This is a genomic window from Candidatus Rokuibacteriota bacterium (assembly GCA_030647435.1).
Lineage (GTDB): Bacteria > Methylomirabilota > Methylomirabilia > Rokubacteriales > CSP1-6 > AR37.
Genome location: JAUSJX010000129.1, coordinates 35433 through 57812 on the forward strand (window position 1 = coordinate 35433; position 22380 = coordinate 57812).

General features: G+C 69.4%; 22 protein-coding genes, 2 tRNA genes and 1 pseudogene. 3 read left to right on the forward strand and 22 right to left on the reverse strand.

What is annotated here, in order from left to right:
- Window positions 1–54: 54 nt before the first annotated feature.
- The 10 genes and pseudogenes from Q7W02_22290 to Q7W02_22335 form a co-directional block, all read right to left on the reverse strand.
- The gene (locus Q7W02_22290; protein MDO8478876.1) at window positions 55–276 is read right to left on the reverse strand and encodes a hypothetical protein; all 222 of its coding nucleotides are present in this window, start codon (window positions 274–276) and stop codon (window positions 55–57) included.
- Between the two features lie 19 nt (window positions 277–295).
- Window positions 296–374 (reverse strand) — tRNA-Glu (locus tag Q7W02_22295).
- 109 nt (window positions 375–483) lie between these two features.
- Window positions 484–849: a cupin domain-containing protein gene (locus tag Q7W02_22300; GenBank protein MDO8478877.1), complete on the reverse strand. Its 366-nt coding sequence runs from the start codon at window positions 847–849 to the stop codon at window positions 484–486.
- Between the two features lie 53 nt (window positions 850–902).
- A tRNA-Lys gene (locus Q7W02_22305) sits at window positions 903–978 on the reverse strand.
- A 13-nt stretch (window positions 979–991) separates the two neighbouring features.
- Window positions 992–1362, reverse strand: a pseudogene (locus Q7W02_22310) (type II toxin-antitoxin system PemK/MazF family toxin).
- Between the two features lie 256 nt (window positions 1363–1618).
- Window positions 1619–2950: an adenylosuccinate synthase gene (locus Q7W02_22315; GenBank protein MDO8478878.1), complete on the reverse strand. Its 1332-nt coding sequence runs from the start codon at window positions 2948–2950 to the stop codon at window positions 1619–1621.
- Window positions 2943–4265, reverse strand: a complete 1323-nt coding sequence (hisZ, locus tag Q7W02_22320; GenBank protein MDO8478879.1) for an ATP phosphoribosyltransferase regulatory subunit — start codon at window positions 4263–4265, stop codon at window positions 2943–2945. Before hisZ ends, Q7W02_22315 begins: the two co-directional genes overlap by 8 nt.
- 82 nt (window positions 4266–4347) lie before the next feature.
- Window positions 4348–4974, reverse strand: coding sequence for a histidine phosphatase family protein (locus Q7W02_22325; GenBank protein MDO8478880.1), 627 nt, complete (start codon window positions 4972–4974; stop codon window positions 4348–4350).
- Window positions 4975–5158: 184 nt separating this feature from the next.
- The gene (locus Q7W02_22330; protein MDO8478881.1) at window positions 5159–5587 is read right to left on the reverse strand and encodes a hypothetical protein; all 429 of its coding nucleotides are present in this window, start codon (window positions 5585–5587) and stop codon (window positions 5159–5161) included.
- A 92-nt stretch (window positions 5588–5679) separates the two neighbouring features.
- Window positions 5680–6822 (reverse strand): alanine--glyoxylate aminotransferase family protein, encoded by a 1143-nt coding sequence (locus Q7W02_22335; GenBank protein MDO8478882.1) that lies wholly within the window; start codon window positions 6820–6822, stop codon window positions 5680–5682.
- A gap of 103 nt (window positions 6823–6925) precedes the next feature.
- On the opposite strand from Q7W02_22335, the gene Q7W02_22340 reads away from it, so the two are divergent.
- Both Q7W02_22340 and Q7W02_22345 read left to right on the forward strand, forming a co-directional pair.
- Window positions 6926–8968: a molybdopterin-dependent oxidoreductase gene (locus tag Q7W02_22340; protein ID MDO8478883.1), complete on the forward strand. Its 2043-nt coding sequence runs from the start codon at window positions 6926–6928 to the stop codon at window positions 8966–8968.
- Window positions 8969–9248: 280 nt separating this feature from the next.
- Window positions 9249–9536 carry a hypothetical protein gene (locus tag Q7W02_22345; GenBank protein MDO8478884.1) on the forward strand — a complete coding sequence of 96 codons (288 nt, stop codon included), beginning with the start codon at window positions 9249–9251 and terminating at the stop codon, window positions 9534–9536.
- Window positions 9537–9548: 12 nt separating this feature from the next.
- Here Q7W02_22345 and Q7W02_22350 read toward each other — a convergent pair whose 3' ends face one another.
- The 12 genes from Q7W02_22350 to Q7W02_22405 form a co-directional block, all read right to left on the reverse strand.
- Window positions 9549–11084: a SagB/ThcOx family dehydrogenase gene (locus tag Q7W02_22350; protein ID MDO8478885.1), complete on the reverse strand. Its 1536-nt coding sequence runs from the start codon at window positions 11082–11084 to the stop codon at window positions 9549–9551.
- 4 nt (window positions 11085–11088) lie between these two features.
- Window positions 11089–12105 (reverse strand): S-methyl-5-thioribose-1-phosphate isomerase, encoded by a 1017-nt coding sequence (gene mtnA / locus Q7W02_22355; protein ID MDO8478886.1) that lies wholly within the window; start codon window positions 12103–12105, stop codon window positions 11089–11091.
- Entirely contained in the window at window positions 12102–12365 is a 264-nt protein-coding gene (locus tag Q7W02_22360) for a DUF167 domain-containing protein (protein MDO8478887.1), read from the reverse strand. Before Q7W02_22360 ends, mtnA begins: the two co-directional genes overlap by 4 nt.
- Window positions 12346–12825 (reverse strand): DivIVA domain-containing protein, encoded by a 480-nt coding sequence (locus Q7W02_22365; GenBank protein ID MDO8478888.1) that lies wholly within the window; start codon window positions 12823–12825, stop codon window positions 12346–12348. The genes Q7W02_22360 and Q7W02_22365 overlap by 20 nt, the downstream gene beginning before the upstream one ends.
- A gap of 22 nt (window positions 12826–12847) precedes the next feature.
- On the reverse strand, window positions 12848–13117 hold the full coding sequence (locus Q7W02_22370; GenBank protein MDO8478889.1) for a YggT family protein: 270 nt from the start codon (window positions 13115–13117) through the stop codon (window positions 12848–12850).
- 2 nt (window positions 13118–13119) lie between these two features.
- Window positions 13120–13932, reverse strand: a complete 813-nt coding sequence (gene proC / locus Q7W02_22375) for a pyrroline-5-carboxylate reductase (protein ID MDO8478890.1) — start codon at window positions 13930–13932, stop codon at window positions 13120–13122.
- 2 nt (window positions 13933–13934) lie between these two features.
- Window positions 13935–14630, reverse strand: a complete 696-nt coding sequence (locus tag Q7W02_22380; protein MDO8478891.1) for a YggS family pyridoxal phosphate-dependent enzyme — start codon at window positions 14628–14630, stop codon at window positions 13935–13937.
- A gap of 136 nt (window positions 14631–14766) precedes the next feature.
- A complete protein-coding gene (gene pgeF / locus Q7W02_22385) occupies window positions 14767–15714 on the reverse strand; it encodes a peptidoglycan editing factor PgeF (protein ID MDO8478892.1) in 948 nt (315 codons plus the stop codon).
- Between the two features lie 46 nt (window positions 15715–15760).
- Entirely contained in the window at window positions 15761–19132 is a 3372-nt protein-coding gene (locus Q7W02_22390; GenBank protein ID MDO8478893.1) for an adenylate/guanylate cyclase domain-containing protein, read from the reverse strand.
- Window positions 19133–19279: 147 nt separating this feature from the next.
- Window positions 19280–20242 carry an NAD(P)-dependent oxidoreductase gene (locus Q7W02_22395; protein MDO8478894.1) on the reverse strand — a complete coding sequence of 321 codons (963 nt, stop codon included), beginning with the start codon at window positions 20240–20242 and terminating at the stop codon, window positions 19280–19282.
- Entirely contained in the window at window positions 20239–21477 is a 1239-nt protein-coding gene (locus Q7W02_22400; GenBank protein MDO8478895.1) for an alanine--glyoxylate aminotransferase family protein, read from the reverse strand. Before Q7W02_22400 ends, Q7W02_22395 begins: the two co-directional genes overlap by 4 nt.
- Before the next feature lie 26 nt (window positions 21478–21503).
- Window positions 21504–21791: a lipid-A-disaccharide synthase N-terminal domain-containing protein gene (locus Q7W02_22405; protein MDO8478896.1), complete on the reverse strand. Its 288-nt coding sequence runs from the start codon at window positions 21789–21791 to the stop codon at window positions 21504–21506.
- Between the two features lie 107 nt (window positions 21792–21898).
- On the opposite strand from Q7W02_22405, the gene Q7W02_22410 reads away from it, so the two are divergent.
- Window positions 21899–22380: hypothetical protein (locus Q7W02_22410; protein ID MDO8478897.1), on the forward strand; the 482-nt coding region annotated here is incomplete at its 3' end.

Below are 22380 nucleotides of genomic sequence, written 5' to 3' on the forward strand. Positions count from 1 at the left end.
TCGACCTGGCGGAGAAAGGCGATGTCGGCCGGCTTGGCCAGGGTCGTACCCGCCCTACATCGCCCAGCGCTTCATCATCACTGCCTTGACGGCCCGGAGGCGCTCGGGGCTCGGCGCCTCGCCTGCCCGCCCCACGGCCTGGAGCACGGTGCTGCGCTCATCGGCCGACAGCGTGAACTCGGCCAGGGCCGCCGCAGGGTCACGCACGAGCTCGCCGAGGAAATCCGGATCGATCATGATCCGCCCGACCAGGTCGCGGAAACCCTGAGGCTCCATACGCCCCCTTTGAATCAGATGGTGACCCCGGCGGGATTTGAACCCGCGGTCTCGACCTTGAAAGGGTCGCGTCCTGGGCCAGGCTAGACGACGGGGTCTAAACCTCTGTGACACATTGCGAAACCGAAGTCGAGAGTAGCAGAGCCCGTTGGGGATGACAAGTTGGAGCTGGCGGACGCGGGATTCGAGGCCGGAACGGCCGGCGGATCAGGTCAGCGGGACGTAATCGTACTCGCCGATGCCCTGGAGCACGAGAAAGGTCGCTGAGGTGTCGCCGCCGTTGGTCACGAGATGCGGCCGGCCGGGGCGGACCGCGTAGGTCTCCCCCGGGCCGAGCCTGATCTCCTCCTTCGGGTCGCGCAGGAAGAGCCGGAGCCTGCCTTCGAGGACGTAGAAGGTGTCCTGGACCGTGGTGTGGTAGTGCCACGGCACCTGCTGCTTCGGGCCGATCTGGAGCTCCGAGATCCGGAAGCCCGGCCGCTCTGCGTGCCGCGCACGCCGCTCGACCTCGTAGAGCCCGCTTGAGTCCTTGACGCCCTTGGCGGCCGTCGCCATCAGCTTGTTCGGCTTCATGCACGCCTCCTTCCGCTGGCCAGAGATTCCCACCACGGGACGGACGAAGTGAATGGTGAGCCGTGGTGGGATCGAACCACCGACCCCCTGATTAAAAGTCAGGTGCTCTACCAACTGAGCTAACGGCTCACGCGATCCTTCTTCACACCGTCACCAGACCGAGACTCAGGAGGAGGGCGCGGTCGACCTCCCTCACCGTCTGGGCCTTCAAGGCCCCGAGACGACGGACCAGCCGCGCTTTGTCTACCGAGCGGAGCTGATTCAAGAGCACGACGGAATCGACCGCGAGCCCCCCTTCCGACGCTCTCACCAGGACCTCCGTCGGATAAGTGGGTCCTCAAACCTGGATGTCATCGCCGCGACAATCGTGATCGGGCTCCAACGATTCCCGATGTCGTTCTGGATCACTACAGCAGGGCGGGTCTTCTTCACCTCGGCCCCGATCGTCGGGTCGAAGTTGACCAGGTAGACGTCGCCTCTCCGCGGCCTCCTTACCTCCGCCGCCTTTGCCATGCCTGCTCGTCCACGCTGAACCACTCCTTGGCCAGAGCCAAGTCCCGTGCCGCACGCTCTTGGGCACCTTCTTTGAGAAGTCGCTTGATCTGAGTGCCGTCGCGCTCGTGGACGACGTGCTTCACCGTTTCAACGATGACGCGGCTGCGGTTCCGACGAATAGCTTCCCTCGGAATCATGACGTTCACAGCATACGCAGGCGACGTACGTATGTCAAAACTGGGCGCGTGTGTCGCCGATTGGATACACCGACAGCCTAGTGGGGCGGCAGGGAGGAACGGAGGCCCGGGATCCAGCGGGCGAGCGTCGAGTCGTTGACCAGGATGGTCTCGTCGCGCACGGGGCCCGTCGAGACGAGCGAGATGCCCACGCCGCAGAGCTCGGACAGCCGCGCCAGGTACTCGCGGGCCTTGGTCGGCAGGTCCTCGTAGTCGCGCAACCCCGCGGTCGAGGTCTTCCACCCCGAGAGCTCTTCGTACACGGGCTCCGCCTCGTGCCAGATGCGCTCCTCCTCGGGGAAATCCGTCAGCACCTCGTCATCGTAGTTGTAGCCGACGCAGATCTTGATCGTCTCGCAGGTGTCGAGCACGTCGAGCTTGGTGATGGCGAGCGTGTCGAGCCCGTTGATGCGGGCCGCGTAGCGGAGCCCGATGGCGTCCACCCACCCGCAGCGGCGCGGCCGGCCCGTGACCGATCCGAACTCCTTGCCGCGCGTGCGCAGGAGATCGGCGATGGGGCCTCGGAGCTCTGTCGGGAAGGGGCCGTCGCCCACGCGCGTGCAGTAGGCCTTGGAGATGCCGATGACGCCGTCGATCTTGGTCGGCGGCACGCCCGAGCCCGTGCACGCGCCCCCCGCCGTCGTGCTCGACGACGTGATGAAGGGGTACGTGCCGTGGTCGATGTCGAGCATGGTCCCCTGCGCGCCCTCGAAGAGCACGGAGGAGCCGGCCTCCATCCAGCGGTGGAGCAGGAGCGCCGTGTCCGTGATATAGGGCGCGAGCCACCCCGCGTACCGGAGGTAGGGGCCGAGGATGCCCTCGACGGTGAAGCTCTCGGCGTCGTAGATCTCGCGGAGCAGACGGTTCTTCTGCTTGACGTTGTACTCGAGTTTTTCGCGGAAGAGCCGCTCGTCGAGGAGGTCGGCCATCCGGATGCCGACGCGCCCGGTCTTGTCGGCGTACGCCGGGCCCACGCCCTTGCCTGTCGTGCCGATCCGGTGCTTGCCGGCCTTGGACTCGCTGGCGCGGTCGAGGGCCGGGTGGTACGGCATGACCACGTGCGCGTTCTTCGAGATGTAGAGGTTGCCGTCGAGCGAGACGCCGCGCTGGACCAGCGACTCCATCTCGTCGATGAGAGAAGCCGGGTTGACCACCACGCCGCAGCCGATGATGTTGCGGCGGCCGGGGTGGAGGATGCCCGAGGGAATGGTCTGGAGCACGAACTTCTCGCGCCCCACGACCACGGTGTGGCCAGCGTTGTTGCCGCCCTGGTAGCGCACGACCACGTCGAAGTGCGGCGTGATCACGTCCACCACCTTGCCCTTGCCCTCGTCGCCCCACTGGGCTCCGACGATCACGATGTTAGGCATGACGCGTACCTCCCATGTCCGGAAAATGGCGGGCGGGGTCGGCCAGGATCTCGGCGGCCGCCGCGCGCCGCTCGCCGCCCTTGCCGTCCAGCGGGATCACCCGCACCTGCTCGGCGTCCGCTCCCGGCTCGCCGATCACGAGCGCCCACCGGGCGCGCTGCTGCCGCGCGTAGGCGAGCGACGCGTCGAGCCCGCGGCTCAAAATGTCCCTCGCCACTGCCGCTCCGAGGTCCCTTAAGCGCCGCGACAGAGCCAACGCGCGGACCTTGTCGGCCGTGAAGTCGATGATGAAGAAGTCCGGACCCGGTACCGGCGCGGCCGCGCCCTGGTTCTCGATCGCCAGCAGCACGCGGCCCACCTCGAAGGCGAAGCCCGTGGCGGGGCAGTCGTAGCCGAAGCGCGCCAGCATGTGATCGTAGCGGCCGCCGCCCGCCAGCGGCGCCCCGAGCCCGGAGACGTAGGCCTCGAAGTGCACGCCCGAGTAGTAGTCGAAGCCGCTGACCTCGCCCAGATCGAGCAGCACCGCGTCGGCGAGGCCGTAAACGGTGAGCAGCCGGTACACCTCCGCCAGGTTGGCGAGCGCCGCCTCTGAGCGCGGGTTCTTGACGAGGCGCTCGGCGCGCTCGAGGACGTCGCCACGGCCGTAGAGGTCCGGCAGCGCCAGCAGGAGCTCACCCACGGCCGCGGGTGCGCCCAGCCCCGCCACGATGCGCTCCAGCGCGGAGACGTCCTTCCGGCCGAGGGCCGAGCGCAGCTCGCGCGCCGTGGCCTCGTCGGCGCCTAGGTCTTCCAGGATGCCGCGGAAGAAATCCGCTTGTCCAACATCCAGCTGGAATCGTTCGAGCCCGAGCGCGCGGAGGCCTTCCACCGCCATGGCGATCAGCTCGGCGTCGCCCTCGGGGTTGGGCAGGCCGACCAGCTCCGCGCCCGCCTGGTAGAACTCGCGGTAGCGCCCGACGTGCGGCTCGTCGTAGCGGAAGACGTTGGTCAGGTAGGCCAGGCGCAGCGGCTTGGGCTCCTCGCGCATCCGCGTGGCGACGATGCGCGCGATCTGCGGCGTCACGTCGGCGCGCAGGGCCAGGAGCCGGCCGCTCTCGCGGTCCACCATCTTGAACATCCGCTCCTGGAGCTCCTGGTCCGTTCCCTGGGCGAGCACGTCGAAGTACTCGTACGCGGACGTGACGATGTCCCGGTAGCCCCACTTGCGGAAGACGCCGAGCAGCTCGGTCTCGACGCGCCGCTTCTGCGCGGCCTCGTCGGGCAGGTAGATCTTGGCGCCCTTGGGCAGTTGGGTCTGCTGGATCCTGCGGTCCATCTCAGCCCTCGCCTCCCCCCGGTCCGCGCCTGCGGCGCGGCAGACGAGTGTCGGCTCGAAAGTCCACCATGCGTCCCCGCTCTTACCGGCCCGCCGGGACGGCGTCGAGGTGGACGAGGGTGTTCATGCGGTGCAGCGCCGTCCAGTCGTCGCGGAACTCGAGCTCCGAGATGCCCGTCGGCGCCGAGTGCAGCGACCAGATGCGCTCGAGCCCGAGCCCGAGCACTTCCAGGATCAGGATGCGCACGGGGATGCCGTGGGCGACGAGACAGACGACCGCATCGGGATGCCCGGCGCGCAGCCGCTCGAGGCCGCCAAGTATGCGCTCGCGCGCCTGGACGAGGCTCTCACCGCCGGGCGGCGAGACCAGGTGCGGCGTCTTGGCCCAGCCCTCGTAGAGGGCCGCGTCGCGCGCCCGCGCCTCGTCGAGCGTCAGGCCTTCCCACTGGCCGAAGCCCAGCTCCTTGAAGGCCGGGTCCGTCTCGACCTCGAGGCCGTGGGGCGCCGCGATCGCCGCGGCCGTGTCGCGCGCGCGCCGGAGCGGGCTCGCGTAGACGGCGGCGAAGGTATGCTCCTTGAGCTCGCGGGCGGCGGCTTCGGCCTGGATGAGGCCTTCCGCGGATAGAGGGGTATCCGTCCAGCCCTGGTACCGGCGTTCCCGGTTCCAGGCCGTTTCCCCGTGACGTAGGAGCAGGAGTCTCAGTGACATGGCCAAGCCAGTATCTTACCCCCGGAGGGCGACAATTCCGCAAATGGCAAGGAGGGTGGTTCCGGACTACTTCTTGGGGGTCGCCGGAACCGGCTTTGGAAGCATGAACGGCTTCTTCATCACCTCAACTCGGGACGCCTTATTCGAGGAGGACGCTACGCGTTTGTCGTTCATGTGAACCTCCTTACCGCTCATCCATCTGTATCACAGTGAAGACCACGCCGCCAACATACCGATCGCCCGCAAAGAGCCGGAACTCATAGCGCCCTGGGCGCTCGAAGATGAGGCGGTCAAGATTGAAGATCAACTCGCTGAAGCCCATGCGGTCTCCGACCGTCATTTCGACGTCCACGCGCCCAACGGATAGCTCGTCTTCCAGGCGAACCAGCTCCAGCCGGATCTGGTAGTGGCCCTCCGCGTCTGTGACCCGAGCGTACACGGCCGTCGGCCGAGCCCAGGCGAGCGGAAACTCGGCGCCGCGAATCTGATCGAAGATGCCTACGAGACTTACCTTGTTCGTCTCGGCCTCTCGAATTGCCTGATCGGAGACCAGCATCGCCTGAAGGACAGGGCGCGGCAATTCGCGGCCGACGCCGGAATCGGGAATAGCCATAGTCCCGGTACTGTATAGGATCTGAAGTGGCCGTCCCAGAGTCTCAGAAGTAATACACCAGGCGGAAGGCAGCGTAGGGCCTTGAACCGCGGCTACCCCCGCTCGACGAAAACCTTCTGGGCGGCCCCGAGCGACGCGCCGAAGTCCACGGGATGGCCGAGCTCGTGGAGCACCTGCTCGAGGGCGGCCAGCGCCGTCAGCACGTCGAAGTCGCTGACGTAGCCCATGTGGCCGAGGCGGAAGACCTGGCCCTTCATCTCCCCCTGCCCGCCCGCGATGGTGATGTTGTGGGACGTCGAATAGGTCGCCAGGATCTTCTCGCTGTCGATGCCCTTGGGCGAGACCACGGCCGTGAGCGCAGGGCTCGGGTTCGCCTTGGCGAAGAGCTCGAGACCGAGCGCTTCGACACCCGAGCGCGTGGCCCGGGCCAGACGTTCGTGGCGCTGGAAGACCTGGGCCAAACCCTCGGCGTCGATCATGCGCAGGACTTCACGCAGCCCGACCATGATGCTGACGGCCGGCGTGAAGCGCGGCTCGTTCTTGTCCATCCACTTCTTTTCAGCCTGGAGATCGAAGTAGTACTTGGGCAGCCGCGATGCCTTGATGTGGCCCCAGGCCTTCTCTGACACGGCGCAGAAGGAAAGGCCCGGCGGCAGCATCAACCCCTTCTGCGAGCCCGAGACCACGATGTCCACCCCCCAGGCGTCCATCTGGAGATCGGCAATGCCGAGCGAGGACACGGCGTCCACGATCAGGATCTTGTCCGTGCCGCGCGTCACGGCGGCCATACCCTTGACGTCGTGGAGCACGGCGGTGGACGACTCGCTGTGCTGCATCAGCACGGCCCGGACTCCCGGGTGCTCCGTGAGCGCCTGCGCGAAGCGCGCGGCGGGCACGGTGTTGCCGAAGGGCGCCTCGAGCGCGATCGTCTTGACGCCGTAGGCCGCGCAAAGCTCCAGGAAGCGCTCGCCGAACTTGCCCGCCTTGAGGACCAGCACCGTGTCCCCGGCCGACAGCGTGTTCGCCACCGCGGCCTCCATGGCGCCCGTGCCCGAGGAGGCCATGGCGATGACGTCGTGGGAGGTCTGGAAGAGCCGCTTGAGCCCCGCGCGCACCTCGACGGAGAGCGCCTCGTACTCGGGCGTCCGGTGATGGATGATCGGCTGGGCCATGGCCAGCAGGACATGAGGCGGGACGGGCGTCGGGCCCGGCGCCATCAGCTGGTACTTCTTCATTCGCCGCTCCTCTTCGTCAGTAGTGCGCTGGCGTGGTGTGTGCGCTGTTCCCACACTAGCAGAAGGCGCGCGCCCGAGGCAACGGAGAGGTATGATTTCCGCTATGCCGCCTCGGACCGTCCGCACCATGTGCCCCATGAACTGCCATCCGACCTTCTGCGGGATGCTGGTGGAGGTGTCAGAGAAGGGCCGGCTGCTGGGCGTCAAGGGCGACCAGGACAATCCGGACAGCCGGGGCTTCCTCTGCATCCGCGGGAGAGCCGCAGCCGAGATCCCCCACAACGGGCTCAGGCTGACCCAGCCGCTCGTGCGCGACGGCAGGCGCGGCGAGGACCGCTGGCGGCCCGTCTCATGGGACGAGGCGCTCGAGCGCATCATCTCCGCCATCGACGCGTCCAGGCGCGAGCGTGTCGGCTTCTGGTTCGGCCACGGCGCCCACGTCACCGGCATCAACCGGCCGCTCATCATGCGCTTCGGTCACCTGGGCGGCATGCAGGTCTGGAACCCGGCCATCGTCTGCTGGGCCATGGGCGCCTACGGGCTGGCGCTCACGGGCGTCATCGAGGCCAACACGAAGGAGGACATGGCCGCGCACTCGCGCCAGGTCATCCTCTGGGGCGCGAACCTCGCGAGCCATCCGACCACCGCGCCGCATCTCATCGAGGCGCGGCGGCGGGGGGCGCGCGTCATCGCCATCGACGTGAGGCGGGCCGAGGCCTCGCGCCACGCGGACGAGACGTGGCTCATCCGCCCAGGCACCGACGCCGCGCTCGCGCTGGCGATGGCCCACGTCATCGTCGCCGAGGGGCTCGTGGCCCGCGACTTCATCTCGCGGCAGACGGTGGGCTACGAGGCGTATGCGAAGCACCTCGAGCGCTTCACTCCCGAATGGGCCGCGGCGGAAACGGGGCTCGCGGCGGAAGACATCAGACGGCTCGCGCGCGAGTACGCGGCGAGCAAGCCGGCCATGATCATCGTGGGCGGCGCCAGCATGTACAAGCACCGGCACGGCTGGCAGCCCGGACGCGCCATCGCCACCCTGCCCGCGCTCACGGGCCAGCTGGGCATGGCGGGAGGCGGCTTCGGTCCGCGCCATCGATCGTTCCCCACGGGAGATCACTTCGCCGATCTGACGGCCCTCGACCGCCGCCCCGCGGGCCCCTGGGTGCCGAGCCACATGGCCTCGATCGCGCAGTGCATCCGCGAGGGCCGGCTCGACGTGCTCCTCACGGCCGGAACCGACATGCTCAACTCGTTCTCTGACGCGGGCGCGATCGAGCGGGACCTCGAGCGCGTGGGCCTGATCGTGGCCTACGACATCTTCGCCAACGACACGATCAGGCGCGTGGCGGACATCGTCCTGCCCGGGACAGTTTGGCTGGAGGACCTGGGGATCAAGGAGACCGCCACCCACCTGTACTTAATGGATAGGGCGCTCGACCCCGCCGGGGCGTGCCGGCCCCTGATTGCCGTGCTGAGGGAGCTGGCCGAGCGACTGTCCATCAACGACTTCTTCCCCTGGGACTCGCTCGAGGAGTATATGGACGCGCTGCTGGCCCCTCAGCAGGACGGGGCGCTGACCGTGGCGCGGCTGAGAGAGCTGGGCGGCATGGCGGAGAGGAGCAAGCTCTCGCATGTGCCGTACCGCGAGGGCGGCTACGCGACCCCATCGGGCAAGGTCGAGTTCTACTCCGAGCGCGCGAAGTCCCTCGGCCTTCCTCCTCTCCCCGACTACACGCCGCCCGAGCCGGATTCAGCCGGCTTCCCGCTCGAGTTCCGCCAGGGTCGCGTCCTGACGGCCTTCCATTCTTTCTACGACAACGGCCGCGCCCTGCCGATGCTTGCCCGGGCTGAGCCTCACGCGGAGGTCTGGATTCATCCCGCCGACGCCCTGCCCCGCGGCATCACCGTCGGGAGCCGGATCGAGCTCGTGAATCAGCGCGGCCGCTTCGAGGCCGTCGCCCGCGTGACCGAGGACGTCCTGCCGGGCGTGGTGTGGGCGCGCGACGGCTGGCCGGGGCTCAACACGCTGACGAGCGGCGAGGCGTGTCTCGGGCCCGAGGCCAGCGACGGCCTCGACCCGCGGATCCCGGGCGGCCAGTCCGCCTACGACGCGCGCGTCGAGGTGCGTCCGATTCCCGCGTGATGCTCCCTCGCGCAGGGGTCCTCGCCCTGGCGCTCCTGGCGCTTCCCGCCCAGGCCGACGCCAGCGAGGCGCTGTGGGCTCTTCTCAAGTCAGGCGGCCAGGTCGTGATCATGCGCCATGCATCCACGGACGGGACGGCCGGCGACCCGGACACCATGCGTCCCGAGGACTGCAGCACCCAGCGCAATCTCTCCCCCTCGGGACGCGACGACGCCAGACGCATCGGCAACGCCTTCAGGGCGCGCGGCATCGCGGTGGACGACGTACGCTCGGGCGTCTGGTGCCGCTGCCTCGACACGCCACGCTGGCCTTCGGCATGGCGAACCCGTGGCTCCCGCTCAACTCCTTCTTCCGCAACCGCGACCGCGAGCCCGGCCAGACGGGCGCGGTGCGCAACCTGGTCAGCCGTCACCGCGGCGGGACGCTCATCCTCGTCACCCACCAGGTGAACATCACGGCGCTGACGGGCCTCTACCCCGCCGAGGGCGAGATGATCGTCCTGACGCCTCGCGGCGGCGACTTCACCGTCGCCGGACGCGTCAAACCCGCCGACGTGACCCAGAACTGAACGCGCGCCGTCTCACCGCTTGATCTGCAAAGGCGCCGGCGATTGCGCGGGGCCCTTGACCGAGCGGCCGAGGGCCGTGACGAAGATGGCGTCCTTGCCCTCGGCGTGGGGAGAGAAGAAGTCCACGACGTCGCGGTCGTAGAACGTCAGGCCGGTCGCGCCGAAGCGCAGGGCGTAGGCGGCCAGGTAGAGGCGCCCTCCGAGCAGTCCCGCTTCGAGGTTGGCCAGGCGATAGCCGCGGTTGCCGTACTCGTCGAGGAGCGCGTCGAGGTCCGCGAGGAAGAAGACCGTCGCGCTCGACATGCCGCCCAACGACTGCTCGAGGCAGAGGAACGCCGACCGCTCACGGAAATCGCCCCGCTTGATCAGCTCCAGCGCGTGGGACTCGGGACGGTAGGCGTAGGCGCCGGGCTCTATCCCGTCCACCGCGTGCACGGTCAGGTAGAGATCCACGAGGTCCCAGGGCGCATCGGCGGGCCAGCCCCGCGTGGCATGCCACAGGGCCATCGAGAGCTCGCCTGCGCCGATCGCCTCGCCGGAGAACTGGCGCGTGGAGCCGCGCGCCATGATGGTCTCGGCGAGCGCGCGGCCCGCCGACGGGCGCGGCGTGGGCAGCGCCACGAGGGCGCCCGCCGGGGACCGCCGCTGCCACGACGCCTCCCGCCAGGCCTGCACCTCGCTCTCGCCGTCGAGCGACGAGTTCTCATACGCATCGCGAAGCAGCGGATAGTCCACCTCGGAGGACCCCAGCGGGATCACCGCGGGCGTGATCGCCGCGATGACGGGAGACACGGGAGCGGGCCTCCCCTGCCCGCCCACGGGCGCCAGCAGGAGCGCGCCTTCCTTCTCCGCGTCGAGAGCGAGCAGCCCGTTGACCTCGAGGTCCACGAACCCGGTGATCGCGCGCGCGGGCAGGTCGAGCGCCGTCGCGGCGGCGAGCAGGTTGGACAGCATGCTGCCCGAGTCCCAGAAGAGGTGACGGTAGCCCCGCGCCTGGTACTTCCAGGTGTTGCGCCAGTAGATGGCGGAGAGGATCAGGGTCGCGGGACGCGAGGCCAGGTCGTCGTCGGCAGCGGCGATGGCGAGCGCGCCGCGGAAATCTCCCTCGCGCAGGCGCCGCAGCGCGAAGTCGCCGGGCGAGAAATGGTAGACCCCGGGCTCGAGCCTCGCCACGTCGCCCGCGACCACATAGACCTCCGTCTGATAGAGCGCCCCGGTTGACGGCGCCGCGCGGAAGTACATGGCGCCGCCGCCCGGATAGCTCGTGCGCTTGGTGACGCCGGCAGAGAAGAAGAGCAGCGCGGCGAGGCGCTCGAGGTCGAGCGGGGTCGCGCCGGCAGGCTCGGTCGACATGGCCGCCAGCGCATCGAGAGCCGGCACGGGGAAGTCGCGAGGCAGGCCGACGACCGGCAGGCCGGGGTAGATCTTGAACGGCTCGGGCTTGGTGTCCCAGTCGAGCCCGCGGGAGCCTGCGCGGACGGACTGCGGCGAATGCGCGGTGGCGTCGTGGTAGCGCCGGGCGGCTTCCGGGTGCCGGTTGCCGGACACGGCCCTACGTAAAGGAGTACGGGAAGCGGAAGACTCCCCGCTCGGTGATGATGCCGGCGATGAGCTCGGCCGGCGTCACGTCGAACGCGGGGTTGTAGACGGGCGTCTCGGCGGGCGCCGTCTGACAGCCGCCGATGCGGCGGACCTCGTCGCCGCCGCGCTCCTCGATCTGGATGGCCGCTCCCGACGGGATCGACGGGTCGATGGTGGACAACGGCGCCGCGACGTAGAACGGGATGCCGTGGTGGCTGGCCAGCACCGCGACCGAGTAGGTCCCGATCTTGTTGGCCGTGTCGCCGTTCGCGGCGATGCGGTCCGCGCCCACGATGACGAGGTCCACCTCGCCCTGCTTCATGACGAAGCCCGCCGCCACGTCCGAGATCAGCCGATGCGGAATGCCCTCCTTGACCATCTCCCAGGCGGTGAGCCGCGAGCCCTGCATCACCGGCCGCGTCTCGTCCACCCACACGAGGGCGACGCGCCCTTGCTCGTGAGCCGCGCGGATCACGCCCAGCGCCGTCCCGAACCCGGCCGTCGCCAGCGCGCCCGCGTTGCAGTGGGTGAGGATGCGGGCCCGCTCCGGCACGAGCGCCGCGCCGTGGGCGCCGAGCGCCTTGTTGCCCGCCAGGTCCTCGTCGAGGATGGCCTGCGCCTCGCCGAGAAGGCGCTCTCTCAACGCGGGCACCGGGAGCGCGCGGTGCGCCTCGGCGACGCCCCGCATGCGGTCGAGCGCCCAGAAGAGGTTGACCGCGGTGGGCCGCGTGGCCGCGAGCCCCTTGATCGCCTCCTCGAGTTCGGCCACGAGCCCGTCGCCGTCGGGCGCGGCGCTCTGGCGGGCGGCCAGCACCACGCCGAAGGCCGCGGCGCAGCCGATCGCCGGCGCACCGCGGACGACGAGGGTGCGGATGGCGTCGGCGACATCCCGCCAGCGGGTGTACTCGCGCATGCGCTCCTCGACGGGAAGGAGACGTTGGTCGAGGAGCAGGAGGCGGTGCCGCTCCCAGCGGATCGGCGCGATCATCCCGGGATCTTCACGCCCTGGGGCAGGCGGAACCACTTGTCGCGCGACGCGGCGCCGCGCACGAGGTTGATGGACGAGGGGGCGACGTCGAACGTCTCGGCCAGGAGGTCGATCACCGCGCGGTTGGCCTTGCCGTCCTCCGGCGCGGCCGTGACGCTGACGCGGAGCGCCGCCCCGTGCCAGCCCTTGACCGCGTTCGCGCGGGCCTTGGGCTGGACGCGCACGTGGAGCAGGACGGCCTCAGGATTTCGCGGGCTCATCCGCGGCGACGGCCTTGAGGTCCTGCTCGAGCAGGCGCTGGTACATCTCCACGGTCGAGCGGAGCCCCTCCGCCAGCTGGCGTCTGGTCCGCTTGAGCGCGATGATCTCGCTCTGGAGGCTCCCCTCCGCGGAGCGCGAGGCGCCGATGATCCTGTCGGCCTGGACCTCCGCCTCGCGGATGATGACGGACGCCTCGCGGCGCGCCTGGTCCTTCATCTCCTCGACGAGCCGCTGGGTCGTGACGAGGGTCTCCTGCAGGACCTTCTCGCGCTCCTCGAGGCCGCGCGTGCGCTCCTCGAGCGCCTGCAGCTGCTCCTTGAGCAGCGAGTTCTCCTTGAGGAGCGCCTCGTAGTCTTCCGCCAGGTCCTCCAGGAAGGTGTCCACCTCCTGGGTGTCGAAGCCGCGGAACATCTTCACGGTGAACTGTTGCTGGCGGATGTCCATGGGCGTGATGCGCACGGTTCGGTGTCTCCTCTTGCGGCTAGTTCATCAGCGCCCGGAGCAGCACCGGGACGACCCACTGGATCAGAAGGATGACGATCATCGGCGAGAAGTCGAGGCCAAAGGTCTTCCAGGGCGGCAGGAGCCGGCGGATCGGCGCCAGCACCGGCTCGGTCAGTCGGCGGAGCAGGCGGACGACGGGATTGTACGGGTTCGGGGTGACCCAGGAGATGACGGCCGCCGCGATGATGATCCAGGTGTAAATGTTCAGCACATCCATGATCAGATCGGCAGGCTGCAGCGACAGCACGGCTACCCTGCCCCCAGCTCGCGCGAGCGCAGCGTGGCGCGCTCGACGGCCTGGATCAAGGCGCGGCGGAGCCCGCCGTCCTCGAGCGCGGCGATGCCGGCGATGGTGGTGCCGCCCGGCGAAGAGACCATGTCCTTGAGCTGGGCGGGGTGCACGCCCGTCTCGAGGATCAAGCGCGCGGAGCCGAGCACGGTCTGCGCCGCGAGCAGCGTCGCCGTGGCGCGGTCGAGCCCCATCTTGACCCCGCCGTCAGCCAGCGCCTCGATCGCGATGGCGACGTAGGCCGGGCCGGAGCCGGAGAGTCCCGTGACGGCGTCCATGGCGCTCTCGTCGAGCACCACGACCTTGCCGACGGCGGCGAAGAGCTCCTGCGCGGCCTCGAGGTCACCGGGACGGAGGCCCTCGGCGCGCGCGATGGCCGTGACGCCTTCCAGCACGAGGGCCGGGGTGTTCGGCATGACCCGGATCAGGCGCGCGGGCTTGCCCAGCTGGTCCCGGAGCTTGCGCGTTGCCACGCCCGCGGCGATCGAGATCAGGAGCTTGCCCTCGTCGACGGCGGAGGCGACTTCCTTGAGGACGGCGGCCATGATCTGCGGCTTGACCGCCAGGATGATCACGTCGGCGCCGCTCACGAGCGCGGAATTGTCCGTGACGGCCCGGATCCCGTAGCGCGTCGCGACCTGTCCCAGGTGATCCGCTCGGGGGTCCGCGGCGGTGATGGAGCCTGCGGGCACGAGGCCCGTCTGGGTCAGGCCCTTGATCAGCGCCTCGCCCATGTTGCCCGCGCCGAGGAACGCGACCCGCTTGCCCTTGATGCTCACGCCCCGCCCTCCGTGACGGCCGCCCTCGGCGCGCGGGGGCCGAAGATCGCCGTGCCCACGCGCACCATGGTCGCCCCCTCCTCTATCGCCACTTCGAAATCGCCGCTCATCCCCATGGAGCAGTGCTCGAGGCCCGACGCGTCCCGCAGCTCGCGCAGCCGCTTGAACCAGACACGCGCCGCCTCCGCGCTGTCCGCCGCGGGCGGGATGCACATGAGCCCGCGCACGTCGAGATTGCGACAGCCCGTCATGGCGTCGAGCAGCCGCTTGAGCTCGGCGGGCTGCACACCGCCCTTCTGCGGCTCCTCGCCGACGTTCACCTGCACCAGCACCCGCACCACGCGCTCAGCCTGGTGAGCGCGGCGGTCGAGCTCCCGGGCCAGCTCCTCGCGGTCCACCGAGTGGATCCAGTCGAAGCAGTGGACGGCTTCCTTGGCCTTGTTGGTCTGGAGCGATCCGATCAGGTGCCAGGGCACGGGCCGCCCGAGCGCCGCGACCTTCTCCTTCGCCTCCTGCACGCGGTTCTCGCCGAGCGCCTTGACTCCCGCCTCGAGCGCGAGCGTGATCCGCTCGATCTCCACAGTCTTGGACACGGCGATCACCAGCACGTCACCGGCCTTGCGCCCGGCGCGCAGGCACGCGCGCTCAACCGCCTGCTGGACCCTCTCCAAGTTGCCCCGTATGTCGAGCATAAATGCCTGTCCGGTTGGCCGATTCTAGCACGCAGCACTCCCCCTCACCCTGCCCTCTCCCCAGAGGGGAGAGGGTTCTCCTCGGCCCCCTCACCCGGCCCGCTCCCCAGAGGGGAGAGGGTTCTCCTCGGCTCCCTCACCCTGCCCGCTCCCCAGAGGGGAGAGGGTTCTCCTCGGCTCCCTCACCCGGCCCGCTCCCCAGAGGGGAGAGGGTTGTTCTCGGCTCCCTGTCCTCAGAGGGGAGAGGGTTGTTCTCGGCTCCCTTCTTCCCAAATGGGAGAGGGTTGCTCTCGGCTCCCTCTCCCCCAGCGGGGGAGAGGGTAGGGTGAGGGGGCGTAAGAGGCACGGCTGCAACGCTGACCAGCCGTCCCTTGTGGCCGCGCCGGTAGGAGTAGAAAAGGTCGGTGCGGCAGCCCGTGCAGAGCCGGGGGTTATCTATCCTGTCGCCGCGAAGCCCTGCGCCTCGCAGCTGCTCCTCGTTGGCGGCCCAGAGATCGAGCATCCACTTGCCGAGGCCCACCGACCTGACCCAGGCGCCCCAGCGCCCCGGAAAGGCCGCGTCGAGCCGCGCGATCACCGGCTTGTCCACCTCGTAGCAGCAGGGCCCTATAGACGGTCCGACGGCCGCCAGGAAGCCTTCGGGCCGGCCACCCGCCTCCACCAGCGCCAGGACGGCCACCCGCGCCACCGACTGGGCGGTGCCGCGCCAGCCCGCGTGGACGACCGCGAGCCGCCGCCCGTCGGCGTCGTAGATCAGGATCGGCACGCAGTCGGCGGAAAAGACCGCGATAGGCAGCCCCGGCCTGTCAGTGATGAGAGCGTCGGCGTTCCCCGCCAGGCCACCCACGGTCGCGCGGAGGACATCAGCGCCGTGGACCTGCTTGAGAAAGGCCGCAGGCTCCGCAGCGAGGCCGCACTCGGCGAGCAAGGGCGTGGCGTCGGGACCGAGAGGCGGGAACGGGTCTCTGAAGGCCGTCACGCCCGGGAAGTTGCGCGTGGTGAAGAGATGCGGCACTCCCGCGCCTTCGAGCAACTGCGAAACGAAGTGGGTGGGCGGGTCGCCGTGGAAGCGCGGAGCGGTCATGGCGTCGGCCATTTGAGTCCGAGGATGGCGGTGAGCGCAACGACTCTCATGCCAGCTCCCGCATCTCCGCCTCCGCCTGCTCCAGCCAGAACCGCATATCCATCTCGCGGTACATCGTGATTGCGGTCGTGAGGTGCTCACGGGCCTGCTCGCGTTTGCCGGAACGCCGGAAGAGCTTGCCGAGGCCGAGGTGGCAGTGGGCGACGAGCGGGCGCATACCCAGCTCTTCAGCGAGCGCCGTGGCCTGGCGGTAATGGGTTTCGGCAGGCTCGATCTCCGGGGGTTCGCGATGCGCTGCGACCTCGCCGAGGAGGCGCAGAGCATAGACCTGGTGGCCTCGTTCCTGGTGAGCGCGCGCCAGCTCAAGCGCACGTATGGCACCGTGGGCGGCCTCGTCCAGCCGGCCAGCCAGCCGATGGCCCTCACTGAGATGGATGAGCCAGAGGGTATGCAGGAACACGATCTGCATGGCGGCGGACTGCTCCACCGCCTGCTCCAGGAGCGGCAGGCCCTCGGCCAGCCGTCCGGACTGCGCATACGCAAGTCCTAAGGCCGAGGCCAGCCTCGGAAAAAAGAGGGGGAGCTGCGCGGACTGCCAGAGGCGCAGGCCGCGTTCGAGCACGGGGATGGCTTTCGACAGGTCCCCGTGGCGGAGGGACGCCAGGCCAGCTCCGCCACAGGCGAGGACCAGGCTCCAGGGCTGATCGACCGTCTCGGCGAGCCGGACGCCTTCCTCGCCCCAGGCGGTCGCCTCGACAAACTCGCCCACTTCGGCAAGGCACCAGGCCAACCAACTCCGGTTGAGGGCGGCAGGCAAGCTGTGCCCACCGAAGCGCTCACGAGCAGAGTCGCCGGTCAGATAGGTCACGTTCTCCCTGTAACAGTCGAGGGCCCGCCGATAGTCGCCCAGGCTGAAGTAGGCCCCCGCGATCATTATGGTCGCGTCGAGCCGGGTGCGGACGTCGCCGGTGATAGTCGTCAGGGCAAGCGCCCGCTGGCCCGCCGCAACGGCATGCTCGTAGTCACCCGCGTAGTCGAAATACTGGGACATCCAGGCAGCGATCCGTCCCAGTCGATGGGAGTCGTCGAGCGTCGTGGCAAGGGCGTCGGCCTCGCGCAGCAGGGTCAGGATCCGCCGGAACTCGCCGAACGCCGAGAGCGGGAAACGCATGTCGAGCCGCAGATCGATGGTCTGCTCGCGGGTGTGGCGACTATCGGGGAGGTGACGGAGGGCTTCGAGCGCCTGCTCGAAGAACGTCAGCGCCTCGCGATACGCTGAGTGCCCGACCGCCTTGGCGCCGGCCTGGCGCAGATAGGCCACCGCCTTGTCCCACACCTCGCCTCTGGAGGCGTGGTGGCCCAGCCGCTCGACGTGCTCGGCGAGCCGGTCGGGATGGGCGGCCTCGATGGCCTCCACGATCCGAGCGTGGGACGCGCGGCGGCGGTCGCCGAGCAGGCTCCCGTATGCGACCTCGTGGGTCAGCGCGTGCTTGAAGGTGTATTCGAGGTCGGGGAAGAGGCTCGTCTCGTAGAGGAACTCGGCGGCCTGGAGGCCGGCAAGCCCGCGGCGCAGGTCCTCCTCGCCGAGCTCGGCAATGGCGAGCAGGAGGGCGAACGGCACGTCCTTGCCGATGACGGAGGCGGTCTGGAGGAGCTGCTTGTCCTGAGGATCCAGCCGGTCGATCCGCGAGGCGAGAATCGCCTGCACCGTGGCGGGCACGTCGATCGTGTCGAGGGGCCGGGCGAGGCGATGGGCCCCGCGCTCTCCCGTGAGGGCGTGCGTCTCGACCAGCGTCCGCACGCTCTCCTCGAGGAAGAGGGGATTGCCGCCGGTCCGGGCGATGAGAACGGGCTTGAGCATCTCGACGGTGGCGTCGGTGCCCAGCAAGGCCAGGAGCAGCTCGTTCGCGCTCTCGGGAGGGAGGGCGTCGAGACGGAGCTGGGTGTAGTAGGTCTTGCTCCCCCAGCCGTGGCGGTACTCGGGCCGGTAGTTGACGAGGAGGAGAAGTCTTGCGGTCGGCAGGCTCTCGACCAGGCTGTCCAGGAGCGCCTGCGTTTCGGAGTCGATCCAGTGGAGGTCCTCGAAGACCACGAGGAGGGGCTGCAGCTGGCACTCGCGCAGCAGGAGGCGCTTGACGGCGTCGAGGGTTCTCCGGCGGCGTTGCGGCGGATCGAGGGCCTGCCACTCGGTGTCCTCGACGGGCACGTCCAGGAGCGCCAGTAGGGCTGGCAGGATCGGCTCGAGGGTCCGGTCCAGCGTGAGGAGCTTGCCGGTGACCTTCTCTCGTACCTCGCGGTGGGTCTCGCGGTCGTGCACGTTGAAGTAGGCCTTGAGGAGATCGATGACGGGCAGGTAGCTGGTTGCCTTGCCGTAGGACACCGAGCCCGCTTCCAGGATGAGCCACTCCTGGGTGCGGTGGGAGTGGGTGAACTCGTAGACGAGGCGGGACTTCCCCACGCCGGGTTCCCCCACGAGGGCGACGAGCTGGCCGTGGCCATTGTGCGCGAGGGCCAGCGCCCGGCGGAGCTGCTCGATCTCGGCGTCGCGGCCGACGAACCGCGTCAGTCCCCGCGCGGCGGCCGCGTGGAGCCGGGTCCGCTGCGCGCTCGCTCCGGTGAGCGCGTAGATTTCCACCGGGTCCGGCAGGCCCTTGACGGCGACCGGTCCCCGGGCCGCGACCTGAACATAGCCTTCGGCGAGCTGGAGGGTCGCGGGGGCGAGCAGGATCGTTCCCGGCGTCGCCATCTGCTCCATGCGGGCGGCCAGGTGGGTCGTCTGACCGACCGCCGTGTAATCCATGTGCAGATCGGACCCGATGGCGCGGACGACCACCTCGCCGGAGTTGAGCCCCACGCGGATCTGGATGGGCACCCCGTGCGAGCGGAACACACCCTCCGCGTACTGCGCGACTGACTCCTGCATCCGAAGCGCCGCGTAGCAGGCCCGCACCGCGTGGTCCTCGTGAGCGAGGGGCGCGCCGAAGAGTGCCATGATGCCGTCGCCCATCACCTGGTTCACGGTGCCCTCGTAGCGGTGGACGGCCTCCATCATCCGCTCGAGCACCGTATCGAGCAGCTTGCGTGCCTCCTCGGGATCGCGGTCGGCGAGGAGCTCCATCGAGCCACGCAGATCGGCGAAGAGCACGGTCACCTGCTTGCGCTCGCCCTCCATCGCGGCGCGAGAGGTGAGGATGCGCTCGGCGAGGTACCGCGGGGTGTAGGCCTCGGGCGAGGTAAACCGCTCCGGGCTCGACGGGGCTACGCCAGGGGCCGCGGTGGGAGCGCCGCACTGGCTGCAGAACTTCGCGGCCGGTGCGAGCGGCGCGCCGCAGGCGGCGCACGTCGCTTCGAGCCGCGTGCCGCATTCGAAGCAGAATTTCGCCCCGGGCGGATTCGTGTGCGAGCAGGACGGCGACATCTGAGCTCCTCTTCGGTTCCTACGTGCCGGAGCGCGGCCCCGGATGTCCGAGTCTATCGCAGCCGCCAGGACCCTGCCATCCGCCGGCCGGGCGCGGAGGTTACCGCCCTCCCGTTGCGCATTGCGGTCCCTCCCGGGCCGAACGGCCTAGCGGATCGGGGCGACGACCACGTCCCGGGGCTTGCCCCGGAGGAAGTGCTCCACGTTCTCGACGGCGCGAAGGAGACCGTCACGGATGACCTCCGGGGTCTGCCCGGCATTGTGCGGAGAGCAGACCACGTTCGGCAGCGAGAGGATCGGGTCGTCCGGCGCCAGCGGCTCCTGGTGGAAGACGTCGAGGCCCGCGCCCATGATCCTGCGCTCCTTGAGTGCGGCGAGGAGCGCGTCGCGGTCCACGAGCACGCCGCGCCCCGTGTTGACCAGGATGGCCGTGGGCTTCATCAGGCCGAGCTCCTTCCGGCCGATGAAGCCGCGGGTCTCGGGGTCGAGGCGCACGTGCAGGCTGATGACGTCCGCCCGGGCCAGGATCTCCTCCTTGGAGGCAGGCGTCGCCCCCGCTTTGCTGATGCGGGCCTCCTCGCCGAGCGCCGACCAGCCGAGCACGTCCATGCCGATGGCCTTGCCGAGCGCCGCCACGCGGGAGCCGATCGTGCCCATGCCGAAGACGCCGAGCGTCTTGCCGAGCAGCTGGGTCAGCAGCTCGCGCGGCCACTTGCCCTTCCGCATTTCGGCGTCCAGCGTGGTGATCTTCCGCGCCACCGCCAGCATCAGCGCCAGCGCGTGCTCGGCCACGGCGAAGGCGTTCACGCCCGGCGTGTTGCACACGGTGACGCCGCGCATGCCGGCCGTGTTGAGGTCCACGTTGTCGGTGCCCGTGCCCCAGACGGAGATCATCTTGAGGGCGGGGCAGGCGGTGAAGACGGCCTCGCTGAACCGCGCGTGGGCCCGGATGTTGATGGCGACCTCCGCGCGGCCGATGCGCCGGATCAGTTCCTGCTCCGCGTCGGCGCCGCGCTCGGTGAAGACCGTGACGTCGCCGAGCTTCTTCGCCCGCTCGTGAGCGGGGGTGCCCTCGAAGACCGAGGGGAAGTCGTCTGGGATGACGATCACGCGGTGGCGTCCGCGAAGATGGTCTGCGCCGCGCCGACGCAGGCCCCGGCCTCGCTTCTGTAGCCGAGCTCGCGGAGGGTCATCTCGAGCGCCGACAGCGTCGGCAGGATGTAGAGCGGGCTCGCGGTGATGCCCATGTGGCCGACGCGCAGCGTCGTCGTCCGCATCTTGTCGAGGCCGGTGCCGATGAGAATCCCGTAAATCTCGCGCATCCGCTTGACGATGGCCGCGGGCTCGATGCCGGGCGGCGTCTTGATGCAGGAGACGGTGTCGGACCGGACGGACGTGTCGGGGAACATCTCGAGGCGCATGGCCTCGATGCCCGCGCGGAAGGCGCGGCCGGCCACGGCGTGGCGGCGGAACCGGGCCTCGAGCCCTTCCTCGAGCACGAGCCGGACAGCGACGCCCAGGGCGGCCGTCAGGTGGGTCGGCATGGAGATGGGCTGCATCCGCCTGCCGCCTTCCGGCACGCGCCCGCCGCGCGAGACCGGGATCCACGAGTCCCGCCAGCGCAGGAGGTCGTACACCCACGAGGAGGCCTTGTGCTTGCGGCGCTCCATCGCCTCCCAGGCCGGAGGGGTGACGCCCACGATCGCCATGCCGAGCGGCGCGGCGAGGCACTTCTGTGAGCCCGTCATGTTGAGGTCCACGCCCCACGCGTCCGTGCGGACGTCGATGCCGGCGAGCGAGGAGACGGTGTCGAGGAGGAAGAGCGCGCCGTGGCCCTTGATGATCTTGCCGACCTCGGCCGCCGGGTAGGTCGTGCCCGTCGAGGTCTCGTTGTGGACCATCGTGACGATCTTGGGCTTGACGCGGTCGATCTCCTTCTCGAGCTTGACGAGGTCGAGCGGCTGGCCCCACTCCGCGCTGAACTCGGTCACCTCGGCGCCGATGCGCCCCATGACCGCGCCCATCAACAGGCCGAAGCTGCCCGTCACGATCACGAGGACGCGGTCGCCGGGCTCGACCATCGAGAGCGCGCTCGACTCGAGCGCCGTCTTGCCGGAGCCCGGCATGGTGATGACTTCGCCCCGCTCCGTCTGGAACACTTTCTTGAGCGCCAGGTTGATCGGCTCCAGGACGTCCACGTCGAAGGTCTGGTCGTACTGGATCACGGGCTGTTGGTTCATAGCCTGGATGACGGGGAAGGGGATTTCCGTCGGGCCCGGGATCATCAGGATCTCCCGCGCCTGCGGCACCGCCCACTTGATCGAATCCGTCTTGATCGAATCCATCGGGGGTCTCCTCCAGCCGGCGGCCGTCAGCTGCCGGCCTGGGCGAGGCGGCGCTGCTTGCGCCGGATGAGGTAAAGGTTGCGCAGGTAGACCAGGAGGCCCGCGCCCTGGCCCAGGATGAACACCGGGTCCTGCCGGTAGATCGCGTAGATCAGGAGCGTGGTCCCCCCGCCGATCGAGAAGAACCAGAACGAGACCGGGATCACGCTCTCCTTCTTGCGCTCGGAGGCGATCCACTGGACAAGAAAGCGGCTCGAGAAGAACGCCTGACCGAGGAAGCCCACCGATAGCCAGAAGTGCTCTGCGGTTATCATCAGCGCCCCATTCGCGGAGAGCGCGCGGACGGCGCGCCCGCGCGTGCTAGAATCCCGACTGTTCACCTTACCGGAGACCGTACGAAGCCGCAAGGGGATTCCTCCTGGTGCGAGCCATCGATCGGGTGCTCGTCGACGAAGTGTGGCGCGACATGACCGGGTACGCGCCCGCCCGCATCGCGAGCGAGGCGCAGGTCTTCCTCGAGCTCCAGCCCCACGCCGCCGCCTTCTCCCAGGCCGTCACGAGCGCCTTCGATCCCGCCGTCCAGAAGGCGGCTCTCGGCCTCGCTTTCCTCCTCTTCAAAGTCCTCGAGGCCAGCCTGGGCCGTCCGTTCCCGCTGCTCGCGGAGGAGCGCGTCATGACGGCCTACGCGCTAACCCAGGCGTGGCTCGGCGAGCACGACGGCGCGGCGCCCGCGCAGCTGCTCGAGGCGCTCGAGCACGGGGAGCATCCGAGCCTGCCGGCCTACATCCTCTCGGTGTTCTACGAGGGCGGGACGGCGGCCGGCGACTACGACGAGACCGTGCGCGCGAGCCTTTTCTGCCTGCTCAAGACACTGACCGACGCGCTCGACCTGGGGCGCGTCGA